Source organism: Acidovorax sp. 62 (assembly GCF_002754495.1).
GTDB lineage: Bacteria > Pseudomonadota > Gammaproteobacteria > Burkholderiales > Burkholderiaceae_C > Acidovorax.
This window is the reverse complement of record NZ_PEFJ01000001.1, coordinates 1,610,962-1,632,089: the sequence shown is the minus strand read 5'-3', so window position 1 is coordinate 1,632,089 and position 21,128 is coordinate 1,610,962. Positions and strand designations below refer to the sequence as shown.

Below are 21,128 nucleotides of genomic sequence, written 5' to 3'. Positions count from 1 at the left end.
TGCACCTCAGGGATCATCGCCCATCGTTGAACCTTTGCCACGGCAAGCGTTCGCCCTGTCCGCATCACTTACCTATTTTGGACGCTGCCCCGCCCCATGCCCTGGAAACACTGGTCCGCCGAACGCCTCGGCATTGTTCTGGCCGTTTTGGCTGCCCTGGGCTTTTCCTTCAAAGCCATTTTTGTGAAGCTGGCCTACGCGGTGCCGCAAGCCGTGCCGGTGGATTCGGTCACCTTGCTGGCCCTGCGCATGGCGTTTTCCGTGCCCGTGTTTGCCTGGGTGGGCTGGCGCGCCAGCCGCGCCCTGGCCCCGCTGCCCCGGCGCGACTGGCTGGCGGTCATTGCGCTGGGCTTGTTGGGGTACTACGGCTCCAGCATCCTCGACTTCATGGGCTTGCAGTACATCACCGCCAGCCTGGAGCGGCTGATTTTGTTCACCTACCCCACCCTCACCATCCTGATTGGCGTGCTGTTCATGGGCAAGCGGGCATCCCGGCGCGAGATGGGGGCGCTGCTGCTGTCCTACGCGGGCATTGGCCTGGCCTTTGCGCACGACCTGCACATTGCGGGCGACACGCGCGCCGTGCTCATCGGCGCGGGCTTTGTGTTCGGCTCGGCGGTGTCTTACGCGTTCTATCAGGCGGGCAGCGAGCCTGCCATCCGCAGGCTGGGCGCAGCGCGCTTCACCGCCTTGGCCATGTTGGTCTCCACGGGTGCCACGCTGCTGCACTTTGGGGTGTCGCAGCCTGTGGGCGCGTTGGTGCAGCCCGCCCCGGTCTACCTGCACGCGCTGGGCATGGCCCTCTTCTCGACCGTGCTGCCCGTGTTCATGACGTCGGCCGCCATCCGCCGCATCGGCGCCGCCAAAACCGCGCTGATCGGCACGCTGGGCCCGGTGCTCACGATTTTCTTTGGCTGCTGGATATTGGACGAGCCCTTGTCCTGGCCTCAAATGGCGGGGGCGGCGCTGGTGCTGGCGGGGGTTTTGTTGATCAGCAAGCGGGGCGCCCCGGCAATGCGCCGCCCGCCAGAGGGTGCGCCTTCGCCCGCATCCGTTGAACCCGGCGCCAGGTCGGCCTGACCCCGAGCGGCGGTGGGCCCCAAGGGATTGGCGCAAACGTCTCTCCAGCCAATGCCTATACCCCAAACATGGCACCCACCTGCTGCAACCACGCTTGTCGTTTGGCATCGGTGGCGTGGCTGACGGGTGACAAGGCCACCCATTGCACCTTGCGCACGCCACATTTACGAAGCGTGCCACGCACCAAGGCGCGCTGCACGGCGTCGCCATACAGCCAGCGATAGGCCCATTTGGGCGTGTTCATCGTGGTCACGACCACCGCGCGCTCGATATGGGTCAAGCGCCCCTCGACGCCGTGTTTTGAGGGCTTGTAGGCCCAGCCGTTGGTAAACACCTTGTCGATAAAGCCCTTGAGCAGCGCGGGCATCACCTCCCACCAGATCGGAAAGATAAAGACCAGTTGCTGGGCCGCATCGATGCGCGCCTGGTAGCGCGGCACGGCCGGGTCCGCGCTCTGCCCCCGTGCGTACCCGGCCAGGTCTGCGCCCCGCATCACCGGGTCAAAACCGTCTTCATCTAAGTGCAGGCGGTCCACGGTGTGGCCAGCGCCTTCCAGCTGCTGCACCACGCGCTGGTACAGCGCATGGCAATAACTTTTTGAATACGGGTGGGCCAGGATGACCAGGGTCTGCATGCGTGTGCTCCATCAAAGAATGTGATGGGGCGATGGTGCAAAAGGCCCGGCCCGCCGTCATTAACAAAGGTTCAGGTGCTCAGCCGCGCGGGTCGGCTTCCGGCGGGTTCTCTTTCAACTTGCGGCGGATCCGGCTCAGGTGCACCGCACTCACGCCCAGGTAGGCCGCCAGGATGTGCAGCGGAATGCGCTCCAGCTGGTGCTGGTGCGTGGCCTGCAGCGCCTGGTAGCGCTGGGTGGGCGAGTCGGCAATGGCGCTGGTGTAGAGGTTGGCGTAGTGAATGAGCCGCTGCTGCGTCAGCGCCTGGATGTCCGCTTGCAGGGCCGGGTCGGTCTTGGCGCGGGCCTTCAGGGCTGCGCCTTCCACCACGCGCACGCGGCACGGCTCCATGGTGACGAGGTGCAGCGCACTGGGGCGGCCAGTCAAAAAGCTCTCCATTGAGCTGACCACGTCGCCCTCAAAGAAAAACTGGGTGCTGCTCTCGCGCCCCTGCGTGTCCACCAGGTACAGCCGCGCACAACCCTGCTCGATGAGGTACAGCCGCCGTGCGACTTCGCCCGCGCGCAGCAGCAGTTGCCGCGCGTCCACTTGGCAGGCCGTGCCCAGTTCAAGGAGTGTGGTGTGTAGGGCGTTCATGGCAAGGTACTGTCGGCACGGTGATTCAGACAGGTCGGAAAGCGCATGGCGGATGCTGCGGTGAGGGGCGCAACGGAGAAGCGCAACGTGTACTCACTGCGAAACTTGAATCAAATTGCTGCCTTGCGCTTGATGTATAAGGACTTTTCGCTATGCAATACATAGCAATCCATCATTTGCTGCTTTGCGGCCCCGCCTCGCATCGGGCAGCGCCACCGGTGCAGATGGGAAATCGTGTACCCATCGTGGCCTTGGTCACGCTCGCGGGCTCACTTCAACCCCAGCCGCGTCAGCTTCTTGATCAACCCCACCCGCGAAATCCCCAGCCGCCGCGCTGCCTCCGACTGGTTGCCCGACACCGCCGCCATGGTGTCGCGCACCATGCGCACTTCCAGCTCCATCAGCGCGGCGTCCAGCGGGCCAGTGCTGCCGGGCGGGGCCACTGCAAGAGTTTTTTGATCGGCTGCACTCTCGCTCATATCCCCGCTGGCCAGTTGCAGCAGCTCGGCATCGACCTCGCGCTGGCCAGGCATCAGCAGTGCACCAGCCGACTCCACCACAGCCTTCAGCTCGCGCACATTGCCCGGCCACTCGCGCGCCATCAGCCACGCCAGGGCACTGGCCGACAGGCTGGCGCGGTGCGCCACGCGGTGCAAAAAACGCGTGGCCAGCAGCGGGATGTCGGCGGGCCGCTCGGCCAGCGACGGGGTGCGCAGCACCACGCCCTTGAGGCGGTAAAACAGGTCTTCGCGGAACGTGCCTTCGCGCACCATCGCTTCCAGATCGCGGTGGGTGGCCGCGACCACACGCGCATCCGCACGCTTTTGGCTGCGCCCGCCCACGGGCACAAAGGTGCCCTCTTGCAAAAAGCGCAGCAGCTTGACCTGCATGGGCGGCGGCATTTCGCCCACCTCGTCCAGAAACAGCGTGCCGCCATGCGCGGCCTCCACCAGGCCGGGCTGGTCGCGGTAGGCGCCGGTGAAGCTGCCCTTCATGTGCCCGAAAAGCTCGCTCTCCAGCAGCTCGGCCGACAACGCGCCGCAGTGGATAGCGACAAAGGCCTCGCTCTTGCGGGTGCTGCAGGCGTGCAAGGCGCGGGCCACCAGCTCTTTGCCGGTGCCCGTGGGGCCCAGCACCAGCACGCTGACGTGGGTGGGCGCCACGCGGCGCACCAGGGCGCGCAATTGCACCGTGGCCGCCGCCTGCCCCACCATACCCAGGTCGTCCAGCGACTGCCCTGCGCGCAGGGTTGCCAGTTCTGCATCCAGCCGCGCCTTGCGCAGCCCGCGTGCCACCACAAACCGCAGCATGTCGGGATCGATGGGCTTGGTCAGAAAGTCCCAGGCGCCCAGCTCGGTGGCGCGCAGGGCCAGTGCGTGGTCGCCGTGGCCGGTCAGCACCACCACCGGCACGCGCGCAAAACGCGGGATCAGCTCCAGGCCGATCTCCGGGTCCATGTGCGGCGGCATGGCCAGGTCCAGCAGCACCAGTTCGGGCTGCTGTTTCGCAAACGCCGCCAGGGCCTGTTCGCCATCGCCCGCCAGCGTGACGGTGTGGCCCAGGTTGCGCAAAAAAGCGCCGCCCAGCCGCTGAAAAGCAGCCTCGTCATCGACCAGCAGCACGTGGCCGTTGACATGGTCGCTTATCGGCTCGCCCGCTGGCGTGGCGTCTTGCCCTGCATCCGGCGGGGTGTTGGCTGCGTTGTCTGTGGTGTTGGCGGTCATGGCAGGCGTTGCGTCGTCGTCAAAGGAAAGCGCAGCGTGAAGCAGGTGCTCCACGGTGGCCGCTCAGTCAGCGCCACCGAGCCACCGTGCGCAGCCATGATGCGGGCCACGATGGCCAAGCCCAGCCCGGTGCCGCCGGGGCTGCGCGATGCGAAGGGCTCGAACAGGCGGCTGCGGATTTCGTCCGGCACGCCGGGGCCCGCGTCGCAGATGTGCAGCAGCACGGCGGTGTCGGTGGTTTCTGCGTCGATGTGCACGGGGCTGTGCGTGGCTGCCGCTGAGGCATCTGCAGCCCCATCGGGATCGGCAGCATCGGAGGCCATCGCGATGCGCGCGTTCTCTAGCAAGTTGGTCAGCGCCTGGTCCACGCGCCGGGGGTCGGCCTGCAGCACCAGCGGCTGGGCCAGGCCCGCACCCAGGCTCACCTCCGGCAGGCGCAGGGCCGCGTTGCGCACATGGGCGGCCAGGTCCAGTTCACGGGGCACCAGCTTCCAGGGCTTGGCAAAGTCCAGCAGGTCGTGCGTCAGGTTCGCAATACGCGCCACCTGGTCTGCCACCTCGCGCCGCGTCTCACCGGGCGCAGCAGCCACGGCCATCGAGATGATGTTGAGCGGGTTGCGGATGTCGTGCGCCACCGTGGCGGCCAGCGCACCCAGCTCGGCCAACCGCGCCTGCAACTGGCGCTCGCGTTCGCGGGCGGCAAACTGCTGGGCCTGTTCCACGCGCGCCGCCGCCTCAGCCACCACCGTGCCAAACAGCTCGGCCACATGGCGCGGCCCGGGCGGTGCGGCGTCCCAGCCCTGCAGCGTGCTCTGCCAGCCTTGCTCGCCCGGGGTGCACACCAGCTGCGGGGTGCTCCCCGGTGGCGTTGATGGGGCTGATGACGTTGAGGGTGTTGTTGATGCGGACGGAGCGCCAATCTGCACCTCCACCTGCGTGCCAATGCGCGCACTCAGCAGCATGGCGGCCTGCTGCGCCAGGGCCTCGGGCGTCTCGGCCGACAGCAGCGCGTTGCGCCAGGCGCCCAGGTCGGCAATCGACACCTCGCCCCCCGGGTACACCAGCCGCTCGGCCACGCGGCGCACCGGGCCGTTCAGGGCCAGCACACTGGCCGCCACCGCCAGGCCGCCCAACCAGCGCGACTCAAACGGCAGCAGTGGCGTGAGCGCCAGCACCACCGCGCCCAGCGCCAGCAGCAGCGCCCATACCAGCGCGCGGCGTGCCCAGGCGTTGGCCACAAACACGCCATAACGCAAGATGCCGTAGACCAGAATCAACGAGTACAGCGGCAGGCCCAGCAGCGGAAACGGGTAGATCGGCAAATCCAGCACCGCAATGCCGTAGCCCGCCAGGCACAGCAGGCCCCACAGGCACGACGCTGTGACGGCGGCAATCTGCCGAAACTTCTGCCCGTCGCCCGAGCGGCGCGCGCGCAGCAAGGCCAGCAGCAGCACCGCCACACCGCCAATGCCCAGAATGACCCAGGCCATGCTGGCCACCATGCCTACAGGGTCGGCCACTGCCAGCCAGCCAATGTCGCGGTGGGGAATCAAGTGCCCCGGTCCCAGGACGACGGAAACCGCCGTGGCCCCTGCGCCCAGCGCATAGGCTGCGACAACACCCCAGCGCCCCAGGTCTACACGGCAAAACACCGTGCAGAAATGAAAGAACAGCGCGGAGGTGAATGGCGCTGTGGCCATCAGGCGGATCGCCACCGGCTCGGTCTCGGGGCCCAGCCAGTTGGGCAGTTCGTTGCCCACCATCCACAGCGAGATGCCGCTCAAAAAAGCCGCCAAAAGGCGGGCACCCGCCACACGGTCCGCCCAGGCCAGCAGCACGGCAGCCAGCACCAGCGTTTCGAGCACCGAAAACCCGAGGACGGCGTGGATCAGCATGCGCAGACAGGGTGGGCAAAGACGTTGCGCATGGCGGAGACCTGTTCCTGGGGTTAACGATGGGGACTGCGCGCACTGTAAACCAAGTATGCAGGTGGGTCAGCGAATTTCAATGAAATCAAGCACTTGCAGCGCACGCAGGGGCTGGCCCGGGTTTCGCAATAGACAGAGCAACCGCCACTCTTTCCGAGCCCGCCATGTTTGCCCTTTTCACCCCTGCGCCCCGCCACAGCGAAGCACCCGCGTTAAGCCCAGCCCGCGATCTGGATTTGCGCGCCTTGGTGGGGGCCGCAGCCTGGGCACGCCTGCCCGCTGCCGTGCAGCGCCGCTTTGGCCTGGCACACGCCGACGTGAGCTACCACGGCCAGATGGAGCTGCGCTGCTCGCGGATCGGCCATGTCTATGCCGCATTGACCCGCCCCTGGGGCGGCCCGCTGACCCACCTCCACACCACCGCCCTGCCCGCCACCGTGCATGTGAGCCACAACGGGCGCGGCGGTGTGGTGTGGGAGCGGTGCTTTCACGCCAACACGGACACCGGCCAACGTACCGAGCGCACTGTGCGATCTACCAAGGAGCTGGACGCCGATGGCGGCTTGCTCGAGCGCACTGATGGGGGCCTGGCCATGTCGCTGGATGTACTCGAAGAAGACGGCGCGTTGGTGTTTCGCAGCCGCCGCTTCTGGTGGGTGCTGGGGCGCCTGCGCATCCCTGTGCCTACCCTGCTCACGCCGGGCACCTGCCGGGTCGCCCACACCGACCTGGGCGCAGGCCAGTTCCGCTTCACGCTGAGCATGGTGCACCCGCTGTGGGGCGAAACCTTCCACCAGTGCGGCGTGTTCACCGACCCCGTGGTCGATGAGCGCAGCGATTTACCGCCTACCCATTCCTCTTCTCACTAAGGGCAAAACCATGAATGCCATGAACACCATTTTTCTGCTGCTGTCCGTGCAGGCCGTGATGGGCGCGTTTGACAACCTGTGGCACCACGAACTGGAGGCCCGGCTGCCACAGCGCATCTCGGCACGCTATGAGCTGGCACTGCATGCCGCACGCGAGGCCATCTACGGCATCGTCTTTTTCGGACTGGCCTGGTTTGAATGGCGCGGCGCCTTTGCCGCGCTGCTCGCGGCCCTGCTGGTGATCGAGCTGGGCATCACCCTGGCCGACTTTTTGGAAGAAGACCGCACCCGGCGCCTGCCGCCGTTTGAACGCCTGCTGCACACGCTGCTGACCATTAGTTACGGCCTGTTTCTGGGCCTGGTGGCCCCGGTGCTGTGGGGCTGGCTGCTGCAGCCTACCGCCATGGTGCTGGCACCACACGACTGGGTGTCGTGGCTGTTCACGGCCTACGCGGTGGGCGTGTGGGCCTGGAGCGTGCGCAATACGATTGCCACCGTGCACCTGTACCGCGTGGCTGCACAAGCGCAGCCCCCTGCCTTGCAGCCCCGTGGTCTTTCAACACAGCCTGCCACGCTGGTCACTGGCGCTACCGGCTTTGTGGGCAGCGCACTGGTGGCAGACCTGGTGCGCGATGGTCAGCGGGTGATCGTGTTGACCCGCGACGCCCTCCAGGCCCGCGCCAGCTTTGGCCCCGGCGTGTGGGTGGTGGACACGCTGGACGCGATCCCGTCAGAGACGACCATCGACGCAGTGGTCAACCTGGCGGGTGCCCGCGTGCTGGGCATGCCCTGGACCCAGGCACGCAGACGCCAGTTGCTGGCCAGCCGGGTGGACACCACCGTGGCCCTTGTCCGCCTGATGCGGCGCCTGCAAAAGGCTCCGCGTGTGCTGGTCAGCGCATCGGCCGTGGGCTTCTACGGCGCATCGCCCAATGCGTCGATGGAACCCCTGGACGAAACCGCCCCACCCCGCCCGGGCGAGTTCCAGTCTGACCTGTGCGCTGCTATCGAGCATGAGGCCCGGCGCGCCGAGGCCCTGGGCGTGCGGGTGGTGCGGATGCGGTTTGGCGTGGTGCTGGGGCATGGTGGTGGCGCGTACCCGATGCAAGCGCTGGCCGCTCGCCTGGGCCTGGGCGCGGTGTTGGGGCATGGCCGCCAGCCTGCGCCGTGGATTCATCTGGCCGATGCGGTGGGGCTGGTGCGGTTTGCGATGGCGCACCAAACCCTGCAAGGCCCCGTCAATGCCGTGGCGCCTGATGCGGTGACGCAGGCTACGTTTGTGCAGGCGCTGGCTGCGTCGTTTGGCCGACGTGTTTGGCTGCACATGCCGGGGCTGCCATTGCGGGTCATGCTGGGAGAAATGTCTACGCTGCTGCTGGACGGGCAGAACGCAGTACCGAGTGCGGCGCTGGCCCATGGCTACCGGTTCTTGAACCCTAGGCTGGATGACGCGTTGGCAGGCTTTATCACGCTTAGAGGGCTGATGAAGGTTTAGCTGGCGCAGAATAGCAGCTAAATAAATCTGTTTCGTCGTTTGCCACAGCCACGAAGCTACCTTGCCACAACCAATAACCGCTTTTGCCACTTTTGAAGCACCTGCAGGGAACACACCGCATGCCGAATTTTAAAACCGCCTCGGATGAAAAATCTCCTCAAAAAAATTATCTAAAAATAATTCACGATGCCAAAAAATCGGGAAGGGTAGGTAAAATATTTGCAGCCTTCAATTCAGTCGCAAAATCAGATAAGCTTCACAGCTTCATTCCCTCCAAGTTCCACATACCGGAATCCCTATATACGTCACCCGTCGTCTTTGCAAAAAACATTATAGGCGAATTAATATGGGGCTCAATCGTTTTGCATGCGCAAGCGGAGGAAATCAATCAGTACATTTTCTTAAAGCGAAGTATTGAACCACTCATTTTGAATTCAGAATGGAGCAAGGCGCTTGCGTTAATATCGGAATTTGAACTAAAAAATGGAACCGCCGCCACAATCAAAGAACTTTCCATCGCCATAACCCAACAGGCGGACGGCACGGCGAAGCAAGTTGCGTATTCAAGAAAATTAGAGGCGAAAGGTACAGGCAATGTATTTCCGCTGTTTGTCAGATTTGCCAGCGAACGAAATGAAGATCGGCTAACGCTCTCGGGTTTTCGTCGAAATTTCCGCGAAATTGAAAATCAGCCCTCTGTTCCACCGTTGGCATCTGCCGTCATTCATTGGCATTGCCTGCATCAGCTCCCGAAAGATGAGGAAATTCTTTCACAACTTTTAAGTTTCGAAGAGTCCGGATCACTCTATGACTACTACGAAGCGTATATCGCCATAGCTACACTGCTTGCGACACGGTCAAATCTAGATATTAGGATTGCAGTAAAGAATAGTCTGCAACGGCTACTCGATATTAATGACCTCAGGATCATTAATCTCAGCAATTTATTAAATGAAAATTTTTCAGCAAAAAATGGATCCCTTGCAGCTCATCGATTGATTCATAGCCTTATATATCGCATCGAGTCTGAAAACATAAATTCCCCAATAGTAGAAGCTGTTTCCAATTTGCTTAGCGACCGAAAACACCCAGACAGCGATATAAGACGTAGCGTCCACAAATTGGCTGCAAACTTCTATCATCTGGACCTTTTTCAAGCAGTTTTTTGTCATTTGGAGCATAAGACATCGATAGCATGTCTTGAACAAGCTGTCGCTCCCGGCCTCGCGCTCCTAGCGCCTGAAACGTCTCTTCGAAGCCTATTTTCATACTCCTATAAAATTGCGGAGAATAGGCTCATTAAATTTGGAACGTCAATACACGCGGTGGCCAGAAAATATTTTTCAGACGAGCATGGAAATATTGCCAGCCCCGATGTGGTGCTGCTCTGTGGTATTTCATTCGCAAAACACGGAAAAATAGATGAACTTATTGATTTAATCGAAACTACACGCATAAATGCGATCGATCGCTCTCACCTATTACTAGTAGGGATTGCCGCATGCCATGAGCACGGACGCCACATTGACTTGCTCCCATTTGCATTGGAAGTATCCTCAATTCGATTAGATGCCCTATCCTTGGTCCCAATCGTAAAATCGCTAGAGAGCATACTCCCAGGCCGTCTAGATGGAAGAAGTGCGGCCCTTTTTAGTATTGTCGCATCACGAGTCCTCCTCATTGAGGAAAGTGACCGCCTAGAAGACAAGCTCATGGTGGCTTCAGAAGTCGCATTTTTCCACCACAGATCAAAACCCGACTGCATACATGATGGCGACTCAAGTATCCAACTCTGGATCTGCTTCCTTCGCGACGTTCTCGTCGTGCAGAACATGCTCCTCATTGACGATGTAAATTCGTTGCGAGATGCTCTAAATCTTCGCGTAGAGATTTTACGGAATCTTGTTGAGATAGATTCTGACAATAGAGCCATTTATCTTGAAGAAGTTCGCGACATTGCATTCAATCTTTCCGTTGATGAAGGAATTCGACAAGTAAATACAAGCAGGCTTAACGTCAATATTCACGGACTAACAAAATGGGCAAACGACCATTGCCTTGATGATTATGAAAGATATAAAGAATTAGTCATAGGCGAAGCTAATGTCGGTGACTTGCCTGTCAAGCTTACGGCAGGAAGCGGAAGCATTCTCGACAAGTTCGCGGTTATCCCACTTGGCGCTGCAGATGACCAACTGGTGAAACTGCTGGGTAGAATCAGAAACGCCTACCTCTCGGATCCCAGAAATGGTCTGGATGCATACATAAGTTTAAGAGTTAGACATGGCAGTTTGTCTGGAACATTGAGCCGGGGCTTAGATATACGACAATTATTACTTCTTCAAAAAGGTGAAAGTGGGCAGTTTGAACCACCGAATTATTGGATCGGCAGACTTGGCCTTAATCCTGTCCAAGCAGCTGAACTAACGATCGAATTTACAAAATTCACAGAAAAATTCCGCGAATCAATTGATGATCTTTTGCGCAATCGACTTCACGTAAAAAATGATAGAAATCCGCAGGGCGAGATTACGGCAGAAATTACGGATTGGTTCGTGAAGGGCTTAAAGATAGATATTCTCGACGGAATGTCCTTTGACACATTTATTTCCACAGTGTTTATTTCCTATAAAAATGCTGTGTCTTCATACTTGGAAAAATTACGAAAATATCTCAAAAGCGATTTTTTAAGCAACTCTGTCGAAGCACTTGAGCTTCTATCTTCAAATGTAGAGAAGGCCGTGTGTGATGTTCAAAAACAAAGTCAACTAAACGATGCAATCACCAGCGCGCGATTGGATCTACAAGCCTCCGTACGAATTGTTTGCGGTTGGCTTGAAATAGCTCAAAAAGAGGACTTGGCCCAACTTTATACACTTAAGCAGGCATCTGAAATTGGCATAAACTATACAAAACAAGTTCGAAATGAATTTCAACCACGTATTTCAATAAATGGGGTTAATGATTCATTCCGCCTCACCGGTGCGTCATTAATTGTGGTTGTAGATATTCTTTTTATTATGCTTGACAATGTTTTCAAACATGCAGGCCTACCCAATGAACGCACGATCTCGCTAAATTTCGATTTTTCCGAAGAGCATCTTATCAAGATACAAATGCGGAATGATTTGGCCCGACACGTTGACCACCACGAAGTGCTCTTGGGGTTTGAAGCCGCTAGAAATTTGATTTCCAACGACATAGAAAAAAAACTGACTGAAGAGAATCGAAGTGGCCTTCCGAAATTGAGAAGGCTTGTAGCTCAGGATCGAAGTGATGCTTTAGCTTTTGACTTGGCGGAGGGAGTCGTTGAGATTAATGCGCTCGTTGGATATTCATCTTTGGAGCTTGGAACATGAGGCACGTACTGATTGTAGAAGACGATGACTATAAACTCGAGTCACTGCAGGAGTGCCTGCACCAGTTTGACTTACTTGATATAAAAGTCTGTCGATCTTTTACCAGCGCGGCAAAGGCAATAAAAAGAACAAAATTTAATTTAATCCTCTTGGATATGTCACTTCCTACGTTCGATGGCGGTGGGGCTAGTGAAGAAGGCGAGGCCCAAGGTTTAGGTGGGAAACGTTTGATTCGTCTTTGCAACGAATATGGAAATTTGTGCCCTACCATATTGGTCACACAATTTTCAAATTATGAAGACTTCGGCAAAACAGCTTCCGTTTCGGAACTAGCTGACGAGCTGAAAATGATTTTGAATGACCTTTTTATAGGCACGGTGAGGTACAATCGTGCATCCACAGATTGGAAAGATAATTTGAATTCTTATTTGGTGGCCGTCCTGAAAAAAATGTAATCTTGATTATGAAAATTTTACTTGTTGATGATGATATTTCCAAACAAAATTTAATACGTGAAAAATTACGGGAAATTGAGTTTGGTTTGGAAATTTTTACTGCGGCTACGGTAAAGGACGCAAAGCGTGAGCTCAAAATCTCTCGCTTTGATTTACTGATTATCGATCTTGTAATTCCGCTAAGTGATTTGGCGCCAAGACCTTCACGTACCGGTGGGCTTGCTCTTTTAGAGTGGCTGGAAAGCGAGGAAAACAAACCAAGTTATATCATCGGTATTTCTGGCTTCACAGATGTTGCAGAAGAACAAACTGCCGAATTTGCCGACCGATCTTGGTGCGTCCTCCGGTACGATTTAAAAAATACAGCGTGGTTTGACCAACTACGCGCATTGGTACTGCATATTAGAGCGACTAAAAATCATGCAGAACCTCGAGATTTTCAGCTTGATGTCTTAGTTGTCACTGCACTTCGAAATCCTGAGTTAGAAGCGGTATTGGCTCTTAATTGGAATTTTGGTCAAATCCGTTTGCCGGTGGAGGGGCGTCAATTTGTCCGACTGGGCAGAAAGAGTATGAAAGAGGATCGCCAGCTTTCAATCGCTGCCGGCTCCACCTCAAAAATGGGGATGGTATGGACATCGCTATTTGTGTCGAGTGCCCTCAGACAGTTTCGACCACGCTTTGTTGCAATGACCGGGATTTGCATGGGCCATCCTATAGAGACAAATATCGGAGATATAGTTGTCGGCGTACATTCGTGGAACTGGCAGGCAGGCCGACTCTCGGCTGGGAAGGACGGTGCTGCCATATTCGAAATTCAACCTGAACCCGTGGTAGCATCAAAATTTTTAGCCAATTTATGGGACGACATGGCAGCTAACACGACCATTTCAGAGAAAATTCACCGCGACTATTATGGAGATAAACCCGAAAAACCTCCCAAAATTAAAGTTGCTCCTATGGTGTCTGGAAGTGTTGTGGTGGCGCATGAAGCCGTTCACCGCGATATATTTGAGCAGGACCGTAAGATACGCGCTGTGGACATGGAAACTTTCGGAGTTTACGCGGCGTGCGAGGCTATCGAAGATCTACAACCCCTTTTCATCTCCGTAAAATCAGTTTCCGACCTGGGACTTCCAGATAAAGAAGATAAATATCAAAAATATTGCGCCTACGCGAGCGCGAAAGCGCTTGACCTATTTCTTGATGAGTATTGGGAGACAATCTCTAAGAAATTTCAGTGAACAAATCTTCGTAGTAAAGATGATGCCAAGTCGAAATTTGCGATGTTTTGATAAGGTGTGAGCGCTTGGGGGGCTGGGGCACTTTAAATTTTCGATGTACAAGGGCGGGCACCTAGCGATACTCCGGTCTGCTCAAACGATTCGCTTATCAACTTAATCGCTGCAGTGCAGAGCCATTAAGGCAAGATACAAAATTTTCTTTACACACCAATGATTCTTTGCCCGCTTACCAGTTGGCGTCGCAGTGATGATTCAGGTTGTATGCTCTGGCAGAACTCGCCTGATGGGATGTCGCTACTGGAAAAGCTGGTGAGCAATGTCAACGAATTGCAGCTCTTAAACCAGCCTATATAAATTAGCGTTTGGTCCGCTGGAATTTCCGGGTAATAGGCCAACTGTCGCGCCAACCCCTACGGCAAATTCTCCCGAAAAATCACCTGACTCCGCGTAGTCTCCATCCCACTCGTCGGCTCCCGCCCATCCCGCAGGTTGGCAAATATCCGCACACAGTTCATCACCGCGCCCTGCGGATTCTGGGTGATCATCGCGTCCATCGTCCCGTCGATTAGCAGCGCACGCGTATCCGGTGTGAGGCCGTGGCCGATGAACACGATCTTGCGGTCCGCCCCGGCTTTTTTCAACGCCCGCCCAATGCCTTCGGCCCCGCCGCCGATGTTGTAGATGCCTGCCAGGTCGACGTTCTGCACCAGGGGGAACTGTTCTTCAAACAGGTGCAAAAATCCTGCCTCGCGCTCCTCGTGGGCGCGGGCGCTGAGGTCAGGTCTTTTGTCTTGCCCCCAGGCAATTATTTCTCTTAAGCCAAATCAGGCTCCAGCGCTTACTCATCAAGCGCTGGCAGCTATCAAAATTGAAGCATCCTCCAACCGCTGCAGATCAACGTTCAGATCAACGCTGCAACAACCGCCGCCGCTCCAGCCACACTTTGCGCACAAACGGATCGGCCACGGTGTAAATGCCGTGGCCTGGGCGGGCGATGAGGTTGGCGCTGATCATCTTTTCTGCCAGCTTTTGCACCTGCGATGTGGGTACCTTGCCCCCCGTGCGGGCGGTGTAGCTGGCCATGGCTTCTTCGCCAAACAGGCCCGACACGCCGGTTTCGCTGCCCTGCGCGATGAAGTCGAACACCGCCTGGCCCAGCTCGCCAAATTCTTCAATGGCGCGCAGCTCTACATCGGCAGCGGCCGATGCCAGCGTGGCGCAGATGATGGGGAACGCCTGGTCTGCCGGGGCCTGAGCGCTTTGCAGTTGCACCAGGGCCTTGAGCATTTCTTCAGGGCGGTGGCCCAGCGACTGAAAGCCTGCCCAAGCCACTTCGGTGCTGGGCAGCACCACGCCTGGGCTGCCTGCAATGCGCTGAAGTTGCCATTGCACAAAGTCTTGCCCCAGCGGCTCGTAGGCCGTGGTCAGCGCACCCGTAAAGGGCTGCGAGTGGCGCGTGGCCATGTCGGTGATGAGCGACTTGTGCGAGCCCGTGCCCAGAAACAAAAAGTACCCCGGCGTACCCGGCTGGGCGTTGACGGCATCCCGCGCCGCCTTGAGGGCGTGCAGCAAGCTGGTGCCGTCTTCGGTGCCCAGGGCTTGCTGCACTTCGTCCACGATCAGCACCACATCCACCTTGGCCTTGGCCACCAGCTCTGAGAACGCCTGCGCCAGCGTGGTGCCGCCCGGCGCGCCCAAATGTTCAACCTGAAAACCCAGCGTAATGCCCGCCGCACCCAGGTTCAGCCCCTTGAAGCGCTGCAGTAAGCCTGAGCCTGGGGTTTGCATTTGTAGCAGCGTGGCGCGCACGGCATCGAGCACCAGCACGGCAGGGCTTTTGCTGCGGTCGGCCCACAGGTCCACGTAAATCACCAGCGCCCCCCGCGCCTCCAGCGCAGGCACCAGGTCCTGGCGCAAAAACGTGGTTTTGCCCACGCGGCGTATGCCCGACAGCAGCACGCCCGAGCGCACGTTCATGTGCAGGGGCGATGGCTGCAGCAACTGCTGGGCCATTTGCTCTGCGTAGGCGGTGCGGTGGAACACATCGGGGGCCATGGTTATCTCCACTTATCTGAATATGGTTAATTATCTGATTTTGATAAAAAAAGATAAAGACCCGCAAACCCTGCTAAGGCCACATCTGGGTGCCCCACCCTGCCCACAAAAAAGCCCGCACGGGGCGGGCTTTTTGAAAGGCGGCTTCGTGTCAGACGCGGGGCACGGGCGTGCCGGAGTTGACGCACAAGGCCATGTTCAGTGCCTTGATGGCGGTCTTGTAGTCTTCGCGCTCGATCACGAATTGCATGTTCACCTGGCGCAAGGTCTGCGACACGCAGTTCACGTTAACCTGCGCGTCGGCCAATGCCTGGGCCGCCTTTGCCAGCACACCGGGGATGCCGATGTTGGAGCCGATGGTGCACACAATGGCGCTGGGCTTGATGGTGACGACCTGGTAAGCCTCTTGCAGCTCTGCCACCAAGTCAGGGGTCACCTGGTTGTCCCACACCAAGTGGGCGATGGAGTTGGCGTTGGTGGCCTTCAGGATGTAGCTCACGTCGTGCTTGCAGAACACTTCCATCAGCCCTGCATCAAAGCCCACGGTGCCCACCATGCTCGGGTCGTGGATCTCGATCAAGGTGACCTTGTCGGTGCCGGTCACGATTTCCACGCGGGCACGCTCACCCACGAAGTCCTTCGTGATGAGCGTGCCGGGGTGGTCGGGCTCAAAGGTGTTTTTCAGGCGGATGGGGATGCCCGCCAGCTCCATCGGCTTGGCGGCCTTGGGGTGGATGGCTTCCATGCCCACGTCGGCCAGTTGGTCAGCCACGTCGTAGTTGGTGGCACCCACCACGATGGCGTTTTCCAGGCCCACCAGATTGGGGTCTGCGGACGACAGGTGGAATTCTTTGTGGATCACGGCCTCGGCGGGGCGCACTTCCACGGCGATCTTGCTGAAAGTGACTTCGGAGTAACCCCGGTCAAACTCGCGCATGATGCCTTCGGTGCCCTTGGTGTAGCCCGTGGCCACCACCACCTTGTCGCTCAGGTCGATGCCCTTGAAGCTGTTGGCGATGCGCTCGTCAATCGTCCAGGCTTCGTTGTCGTCAAAACCGGCCAGGTCCATCAGGATGGCATTGACGCCATTGGCCTTGAGGATCTCGACCGAGTTGAACGCGCTGTGCGACTCGCCAATCGATGCCAGCACTTCGCGCGCGGCCAACAGCACATCCTTGCGGCTCAAGTAGCCGCTGGCCAGCACATGGTGCATGGCGCCCAGGTACTCACGCGCCTGGCCAATGCGCTGGTCGACAAAGGCATCGGCCACAGCCAGCGGCAGGCCGATGTCGGCGTAGCCCGCATTGAGCTTCTTCAAGCTGGCAGCCAGGCCCGTCAAGGCATCCTGGTAACCCTTGCCTTCTGCAAACAAGGCATAGATGCCGCGCTCGCCCGTCTTCTTGTGCTCCAGCAACTGGTTCGTCACGCCCGAGTAGGCAGACACCACGTAAATGCGGCCGTAAATGCGTTTGGGGTCGTGCAGCACGATATGGCGCAGCACATCGCCAAAAGCGGTCATGGAAGTGCCGCCGATTTTCTCGACAGAGATCTTGGAGGAGTTGACGTCTGACATGGACAGGCTCAGGGGAGCAAAAGGGTTAGAAGGCCAAGTGGGCTTCTTGTCGGGATTGTCGACAGAAAGCCCTCCATTTTCTCTCACTTTGGCGATGCCTCGGCTCTGGGACCGATTCTGATGCGCCAGCGTGATGCAAGGCCGCTTTGGAGCTACCCCAGATAGGGGCGTTCAGTGACCAGCAAGGCCCGCTTGGCAAATTCGCGCCACGCAGGCGGCGCCTGCCTGCCCAGCACGATCAAGCCGACGACGTAGGCTTGCGCGCGACGTTGTGGCGGCTCGTTTTGCAGCGCCTTCTCGGCCTGCACGGCATTGCGCGTCGTCTGCATGATGACAACGAATTTGCGCAGCGCAAGGGACTCGTCACTGCTGCTGGCATTGAGCTTGGCCAGCAACGGTTCGACGTTGCGCTGGTGGCGCAATGCCAACCCCAGGGCGCTCCAATACACGTCGCTGTCAATACCTTGGTCGGGCGACAGCTTCAAGCTGCGTTCGATGATTTCGGCGGGAGCACCATCCGATGCCGCAATCAGTCGCAAGGCACGCTCGCCCCCCTTGTTGGCGTTCCAGCGCCTGGCGGCAGACTCCACCTGACCCCTATGGAGATCAAAATAGATTTTTGCTTGCGCGCTGTCGGAGATGTCTTTGCCTGTTTCAAGGCTGTAATTGCTGCGCAAAGTCTCTGACTTTGGCAACAAGTCTTGCACGTTGGCGTCTACGCCCTGCATCAGGCGCCGCATGCGGGCCATGTCAACCACGACAAACTCTCTCAATGCAGGGTGATTGCTGGCCACACCGTAGGCGGTGTATGCATTCCCCCATCGGCCCGCCACAGCGGCATCGTAAGCACTGACCAAGGCGAACCAAGGGTTGTTCGGGTGCTTTTTGTACCCTGCCGCAAACGCGGCATCGCGCGCAGCGCCCTCTTCCATGCAGCGCACTGCCAGGTACTGCATGTCGGGGTTGTTCGCATTCTGGGCGAACAGTGTTGCCTGCCGTTTGCACACCACCTGCCGGTTAGGGGCCACATCTTGTTCGATGCGCAGTGTCATGACATCCAGCGGGTTGTTCTCCAATCGGCGCTGCAAGACCGTCGGGTACTCCGGCAAATCAGATGCCTGCATCAACCAATCCCTCAGACTGACAGAGTCAGCCGTGTCCCACTGGGCGTGTGCAAGCACCACGGCCTTTCGGGTGCTGTCTTTCTCAGCCATCCCCAGATTGGATCGCCATGAGTTGGCCTGCGCCGCGCTGAGCACCGACCGCGTGCCGCCGCCACCTTTGGTTTGAATGTTGGCTGGCGGCTCAGACAGCACATGGTCAACCGATGTCGAAACCCACCGACTGCCCGCAACTTCGTGCGGGGGCGATCCATTCTGGTTTCCGTACCCCGCGCTCCACTCCACCAAGGGGCTGGCCTGGGCGATGTTGTAGATGTACTGGCCGCTGATGACATCCGGCGTTTCCTCAAACGACTCGATCTGTTGGCCTTCCACCGTGCGGGCGCCCAGCCGCAACGGCTTGTCGAGGTCCACACCCATGCTCTGCGTTGCGCCCGGCGCGAGGGTGATGGTTTTGCTCCCTACTTGAGAAACCACCTTGCGATCCAACCCGTTGTGCACCCACAGCGTGGCGGTGCCCACGGTAGCGCCCATGCCCAAAATGCTTCCGATAATGCCCCCGGCCACAACCAATCGGGCGGCGCCTGGGCCCCACCCATCCGCCACTTGAAAGCGTGACCACCAATCGAGCTTTTTTTGCAGAGGCCGCTCTTGACCTGTTGTGAAGCTGCTATAGCTTTTGGGCACATTGGGCGCCGCTGGTGCGTCCCCCATCGCATCCGCATTGCCTGCGGTTTCTCGCAAGCGGCGCTCGGTCTCCAGCAACTGGTCCAGCGCAGTGCGACGCAGTTGTCCCAGCGCGCCAGCAACGGGCCGCATCCAGCTGTCGATCACATTCAACCAATCGCCAATGTTGCCCAACCCCGGCGCCACCAGATTGAACTCGCCCAGCAGTGCGCTCCAGCTGGCCGATCCCAAGCGCTGCAGCGTCGCGTCGTCCAACGTCAATGATCCGCGCGCAGCATTCACCTCTTGCAGCAGGCGGTACAGTTCCATCGCGTGGCTTTGCAAGCGGTTGCGCTCGTCGTCATTGACCTTGCGCTTGGCAGTCACCATGGACACCACATTGGCCAGAGCGCTGTGTGCGTCGGCGATGTTGGCCTGCATGTGCTCGGCGTAATGAACGAGCGACAGCAAGCCCAGCCAGTAACTCTCCCATCCCGAACGTGCTGTGCGTGCGAGTGCCAGGGCCGTCGAACGGCAGAGGCGGTCGTGCGCGACGATGCGCGTGTCCAGCGCTTTCATCTCGCTTTCGACCGTCTGCAAGGCGGCCCCCACGTCTTTGCGCTTCAGCGCGCGACCACGAAAACGGATAACCCCATCAACGGCCTTGGCCACACCGTCTTGAATGGCCAGCAGTTGGCTCTTCTCCTCACCAAGCCGGTCCATTTGCTGCAGATCGGCACGCAGCGAATCGGGGTACAGCTCTGTGCCTGTCGTTGTTGCATCGGGCGCGCCAGCTTCTGCGGCATAGAGTTCGCTCGCTACATGTGCGTACCGGGTCACGGGGCGCGCCAGATAGCGGCCCTTGTAAACGCGCTGATAAGACTCCCTGCCGTATTCCGCATCCAGTGCTGCAAGCGACTCCTCTCGACTCGCCACGGGCAGGGGCGGGTCGATGGACGCAACCATTTCAGCGCAGGTCTTGAGCTTGAGCGATTCGGCATCCCTGAACAATGTCCATGCCGAGCAGGCCTCCAGCGGCACTGGCAGGTAAATCTGCTTGGCGTTGAATTCCCGTTCGTGATTGAGCGGATGGCTCGCCCACATGCGGGAGGGTTGCACCATCTGCTGCTGGAAAACGCGGTGCTGGCTGGGGTCACCTTGCGGCTGCGCAGGCTCCCCGAAGGTAGGGTCATCCAGAATTTCGCGCAATTTGGCGATGATCAGCGACTGGATTTCAAACAAGTCGGCCGTCACACGCCCGGCGCGCACCTCTGCATTGGCAAACGCAAGCGTTCGGTCCCAGGCCATATCGGCGGACTGGCAGCGGTACAGCGCATGGATGAGTGCATCGCTGCCCGTCAGGCTGACAGACACCTTGTCTGCCTGAAACTCCATCTCGCGAGACAGCGCGCGCTCTGCCGCCAGAACGAGTTTGAAAAATGTGTCCACCACGGACCGGATCGCCCACACCACGAGCGAAAGAATCCAGCCGACCCAGGCAACGCGAATATCGAAAGACGACAGACTGCGCAGAAACCCGTCCAGGCTGTCGCGTTTGGCGACTACATGCCCCGCGATTTGCTGAGCGACATACACCCACCGCCCCACAGCCATGGACCGCTGCGCAAAATGCCCGAATTCATGGGCCAGAACGGCCTTGAATTCAGAGGCGTTCAGCACGTTGACGAGGGGTAACCCAATCTCAAGGTTCTTTCGAGATGGGAATATCAGGTTCAGCAGCGACAAATCATAAAAAACGGCCGCATTCACCCGTGCGGAAAGAAAGACCTTGCGTGGTCGCGGTGCACGCGCTTCATCGGCCAAGCGGTACAGAAATGCAAAAAGCTCCGGATGTTCGTCTTTCGTGATCTCGGTGAGATCGGACATATTGCTGCGTTTGACGAACCAAATGGCTTTGAGCATGAACAGCGCGACAAAGCCCGACGCCACCCCGCCCAAGAAAAGCCACAGGGCTTGGTGCGGAGCCTGCAAACTTGCGCGTATCAGCGCATAGGCCTTCCAGGCAAACCAGCCTGACAGCGAAAAGTAAAAAGCGACAAAACCCAGTAACGCCAACAGCGCAATCCACGCGTGGCGCTTGTAAGACGAAGTGGCTTTGATCAATTCCTCTGGGTAAGCCTGCGGCCCTGCTGGATACTTCAGCTCCATGTATTCCTCCCTGAATCTCTCTTAATAAGTATTCAAGGAAGTTTATCTTCGACGGCCATGGAGATCGGTGCAGATGCAGTCTTTTACCAAAGCTGCACGCCGCCCAATATGGGAGCCTG

13 protein-coding genes and 1 pseudogene are annotated in these 21,128 nt (G+C 58.7%); 6 read left to right on the top strand and 8 right to left on the bottom strand.

Features of this window, described 5'->3' with window-relative positions; translation table 11 throughout:
• The first annotated feature begins 96 nt into the window (after positions 1–96).
• Entirely contained in the window at positions 97–1,080 is a 984-nt protein-coding gene (locus tag CLU86_RS07250) for a DMT family transporter (RefSeq protein WP_099741140.1), read from the top strand.
• A 55-nt stretch (positions 1,081–1,135) separates the two neighbouring features.
• On the opposite strand, the gene CLU86_RS07245 is transcribed toward CLU86_RS07250, so the two are convergent.
• The 4 genes from CLU86_RS07245 to CLU86_RS07230 all read right to left on the bottom strand — a co-directional run bounded on the left by CLU86_RS07245 (position 1,136) and on the right by CLU86_RS07230 (position 5,970).
• Positions 1,136–1,714, bottom strand: a complete 579-nt coding sequence (locus CLU86_RS07245) for an NAD(P)H-dependent oxidoreductase (protein WP_099741139.1) — start codon at positions 1,712–1,714, stop codon at positions 1,136–1,138.
• 79 nt (positions 1,715–1,793) lie between these two features.
• A complete protein-coding gene (locus tag CLU86_RS07240; protein WP_099741138.1) occupies positions 1,794–2,351 on the bottom strand; it encodes a Crp/Fnr family transcriptional regulator in 558 nt (185 codons plus the stop codon).
• A gap of 269 nt (positions 2,352–2,620) precedes the next feature.
• Positions 2,621–4,075 (bottom strand): sigma-54 dependent transcriptional regulator, encoded by a 1,455-nt coding sequence (locus tag CLU86_RS07235; protein ID WP_199175103.1) that lies wholly within the window; start codon positions 4,073–4,075, stop codon positions 2,621–2,623.
• Positions 4,072–5,970 carry a HAMP domain-containing sensor histidine kinase gene (locus tag CLU86_RS07230; RefSeq protein ID WP_099741137.1) on the bottom strand — a complete coding sequence of 633 codons (1,899 nt, stop codon included), beginning with the start codon at positions 5,968–5,970 and terminating at the stop codon, positions 4,072–4,074. The genes CLU86_RS07235 and CLU86_RS07230 overlap by 4 nt, the downstream gene beginning before the upstream one ends.
• A gap of 197 nt (positions 5,971–6,167) precedes the next feature.
• Between CLU86_RS07230 and CLU86_RS07225 the strand changes: the two genes are divergently transcribed.
• The 5 genes from CLU86_RS07225 (at position 6,168) to CLU86_RS07205 (ending at position 13,425) form a co-directional block, all read left to right on the top strand.
• Positions 6,168–6,872, top strand: coding sequence for a DUF4166 domain-containing protein (locus CLU86_RS07225; protein ID WP_099741136.1), 705 nt, complete (start codon positions 6,168–6,170; stop codon positions 6,870–6,872).
• Between the two features lie 19 nt (positions 6,873–6,891).
• Positions 6,892–8,367 (top strand): TIGR01777 family oxidoreductase, encoded by a 1,476-nt coding sequence (locus tag CLU86_RS07220; RefSeq protein WP_233194858.1) that lies wholly within the window; start codon positions 6,892–6,894, stop codon positions 8,365–8,367.
• A gap of 119 nt (positions 8,368–8,486) precedes the next feature.
• Complete coding sequence (locus CLU86_RS22580; RefSeq protein ID WP_143226676.1) at positions 8,487–11,726, top strand: hypothetical protein; 3,240 nt, start codon at positions 8,487–8,489, stop codon at positions 11,724–11,726.
• Positions 11,723–12,181 (top strand): response regulator, encoded by a 459-nt coding sequence (locus CLU86_RS07210; RefSeq protein WP_099741133.1) that lies wholly within the window; start codon positions 11,723–11,725, stop codon positions 12,179–12,181. The genes CLU86_RS22580 and CLU86_RS07210 overlap by 4 nt, the downstream gene beginning before the upstream one ends.
• Positions 12,182–12,189: 8 nt before the next feature.
• Positions 12,190–13,425 carry a response regulator gene (locus tag CLU86_RS07205; protein WP_143226675.1) on the top strand — a complete coding sequence of 412 codons (1,236 nt, stop codon included), beginning with the start codon at positions 12,190–12,192 and terminating at the stop codon, positions 13,423–13,425.
• 410 nt (positions 13,426–13,835) lie between these two features.
• On the opposite strand, the pseudogene CLU86_RS07200 reads toward CLU86_RS07205, so the two are convergent.
• From CLU86_RS07200 to CLU86_RS07185, 4 genes and pseudogenes are all read right to left on the bottom strand, one after another.
• Positions 13,836–14,201 (bottom strand): annotated as a pseudogene (locus CLU86_RS07200) (substrate-binding domain-containing protein); the annotation flags it as partial.
• A gap of 130 nt (positions 14,202–14,331) precedes the next feature.
• The gene (locus CLU86_RS07195) at positions 14,332–15,480 is read right to left on the bottom strand and encodes an ATP-binding protein (protein ID WP_099741131.1); all 1,149 of its coding nucleotides are present in this window, start codon (positions 15,478–15,480) and stop codon (positions 14,332–14,334) included.
• A 151-nt stretch (positions 15,481–15,631) separates the two neighbouring features.
• Positions 15,632–17,053 (bottom strand): aspartate kinase, encoded by a 1,422-nt coding sequence (locus tag CLU86_RS07190; protein WP_099741130.1) that lies wholly within the window; start codon positions 17,051–17,053, stop codon positions 15,632–15,634.
• Positions 17,054–17,205: 152 nt separating this feature from the next.
• Complete coding sequence (locus tag CLU86_RS07185; protein ID WP_099741129.1) at positions 17,206–21,009, bottom strand: M48 family metallopeptidase; 3,804 nt, start codon at positions 21,007–21,009, stop codon at positions 17,206–17,208.
• Positions 21,010–21,128: the final 119 nt, after the last annotated feature.

What these genes read in the sequence shown, in the direction of transcription:
- CLU86_RS07195 (WP_099741131.1), bottom strand. Translation starts at nt 15,480, where the DNA reads ATGGCCCCCGATGTGTTCCACCGCACCGCCTACGCAGAGCAAATGGCC.
- CLU86_RS07210 (WP_099741133.1), top strand. Translation starts at nt 11,723, where the DNA reads ATGAGGCACGTACTGATTGTAGAAGACGATGACTATAAACTCGAGTCA.
- CLU86_RS07235 (WP_199175103.1), bottom strand. Translation starts at nt 4,075, where the DNA reads ATGACCGCCAACACCACAGACAACGCAGCCAACACCCCGCCGGATGCA.
- CLU86_RS22580 (WP_143226676.1), top strand. Translation starts at nt 8,487, where the DNA reads ATGCCGAATTTTAAAACCGCCTCGGATGAAAAATCTCCTCAAAAAAAT.
- CLU86_RS07225 (WP_099741136.1), top strand. Translation starts at nt 6,168, where the DNA reads ATGTTTGCCCTTTTCACCCCTGCGCCCCGCCACAGCGAAGCACCCGCG.
- CLU86_RS07230 (WP_099741137.1), bottom strand. Translation starts at nt 5,970, where the DNA reads ATGCTGATCCACGCCGTCCTCGGGTTTTCGGTGCTCGAAACGCTGGTG.
- CLU86_RS07250 (WP_099741140.1), top strand. Translation starts at nt 97, where the DNA reads ATGCCCTGGAAACACTGGTCCGCCGAACGCCTCGGCATTGTTCTGGCC.
- CLU86_RS07245 (WP_099741139.1), bottom strand. Translation starts at nt 1,714, where the DNA reads ATGCAGACCCTGGTCATCCTGGCCCACCCGTATTCAAAAAGTTATTGC.
- CLU86_RS07205 (WP_143226675.1), top strand. Translation starts at nt 12,190, where the DNA reads ATGAAAATTTTACTTGTTGATGATGATATTTCCAAACAAAATTTAATA.
- CLU86_RS07185 (WP_099741129.1), bottom strand. Translation starts at nt 21,009, where the DNA reads ATGGAGCTGAAGTATCCAGCAGGGCCGCAGGCTTACCCAGAGGAATTG.
- CLU86_RS07240 (WP_099741138.1), bottom strand. Translation starts at nt 2,351, where the DNA reads ATGAACGCCCTACACACCACACTCCTTGAACTGGGCACGGCCTGCCAA.
- CLU86_RS07220 (WP_233194858.1), top strand. Translation starts at nt 6,892, where the DNA reads ATGAACACCATTTTTCTGCTGCTGTCCGTGCAGGCCGTGATGGGCGCG.
- CLU86_RS07190 (WP_099741130.1), bottom strand. Translation starts at nt 17,053, where the DNA reads ATGTCAGACGTCAACTCCTCCAAGATCTCTGTCGAGAAAATCGGCGGC.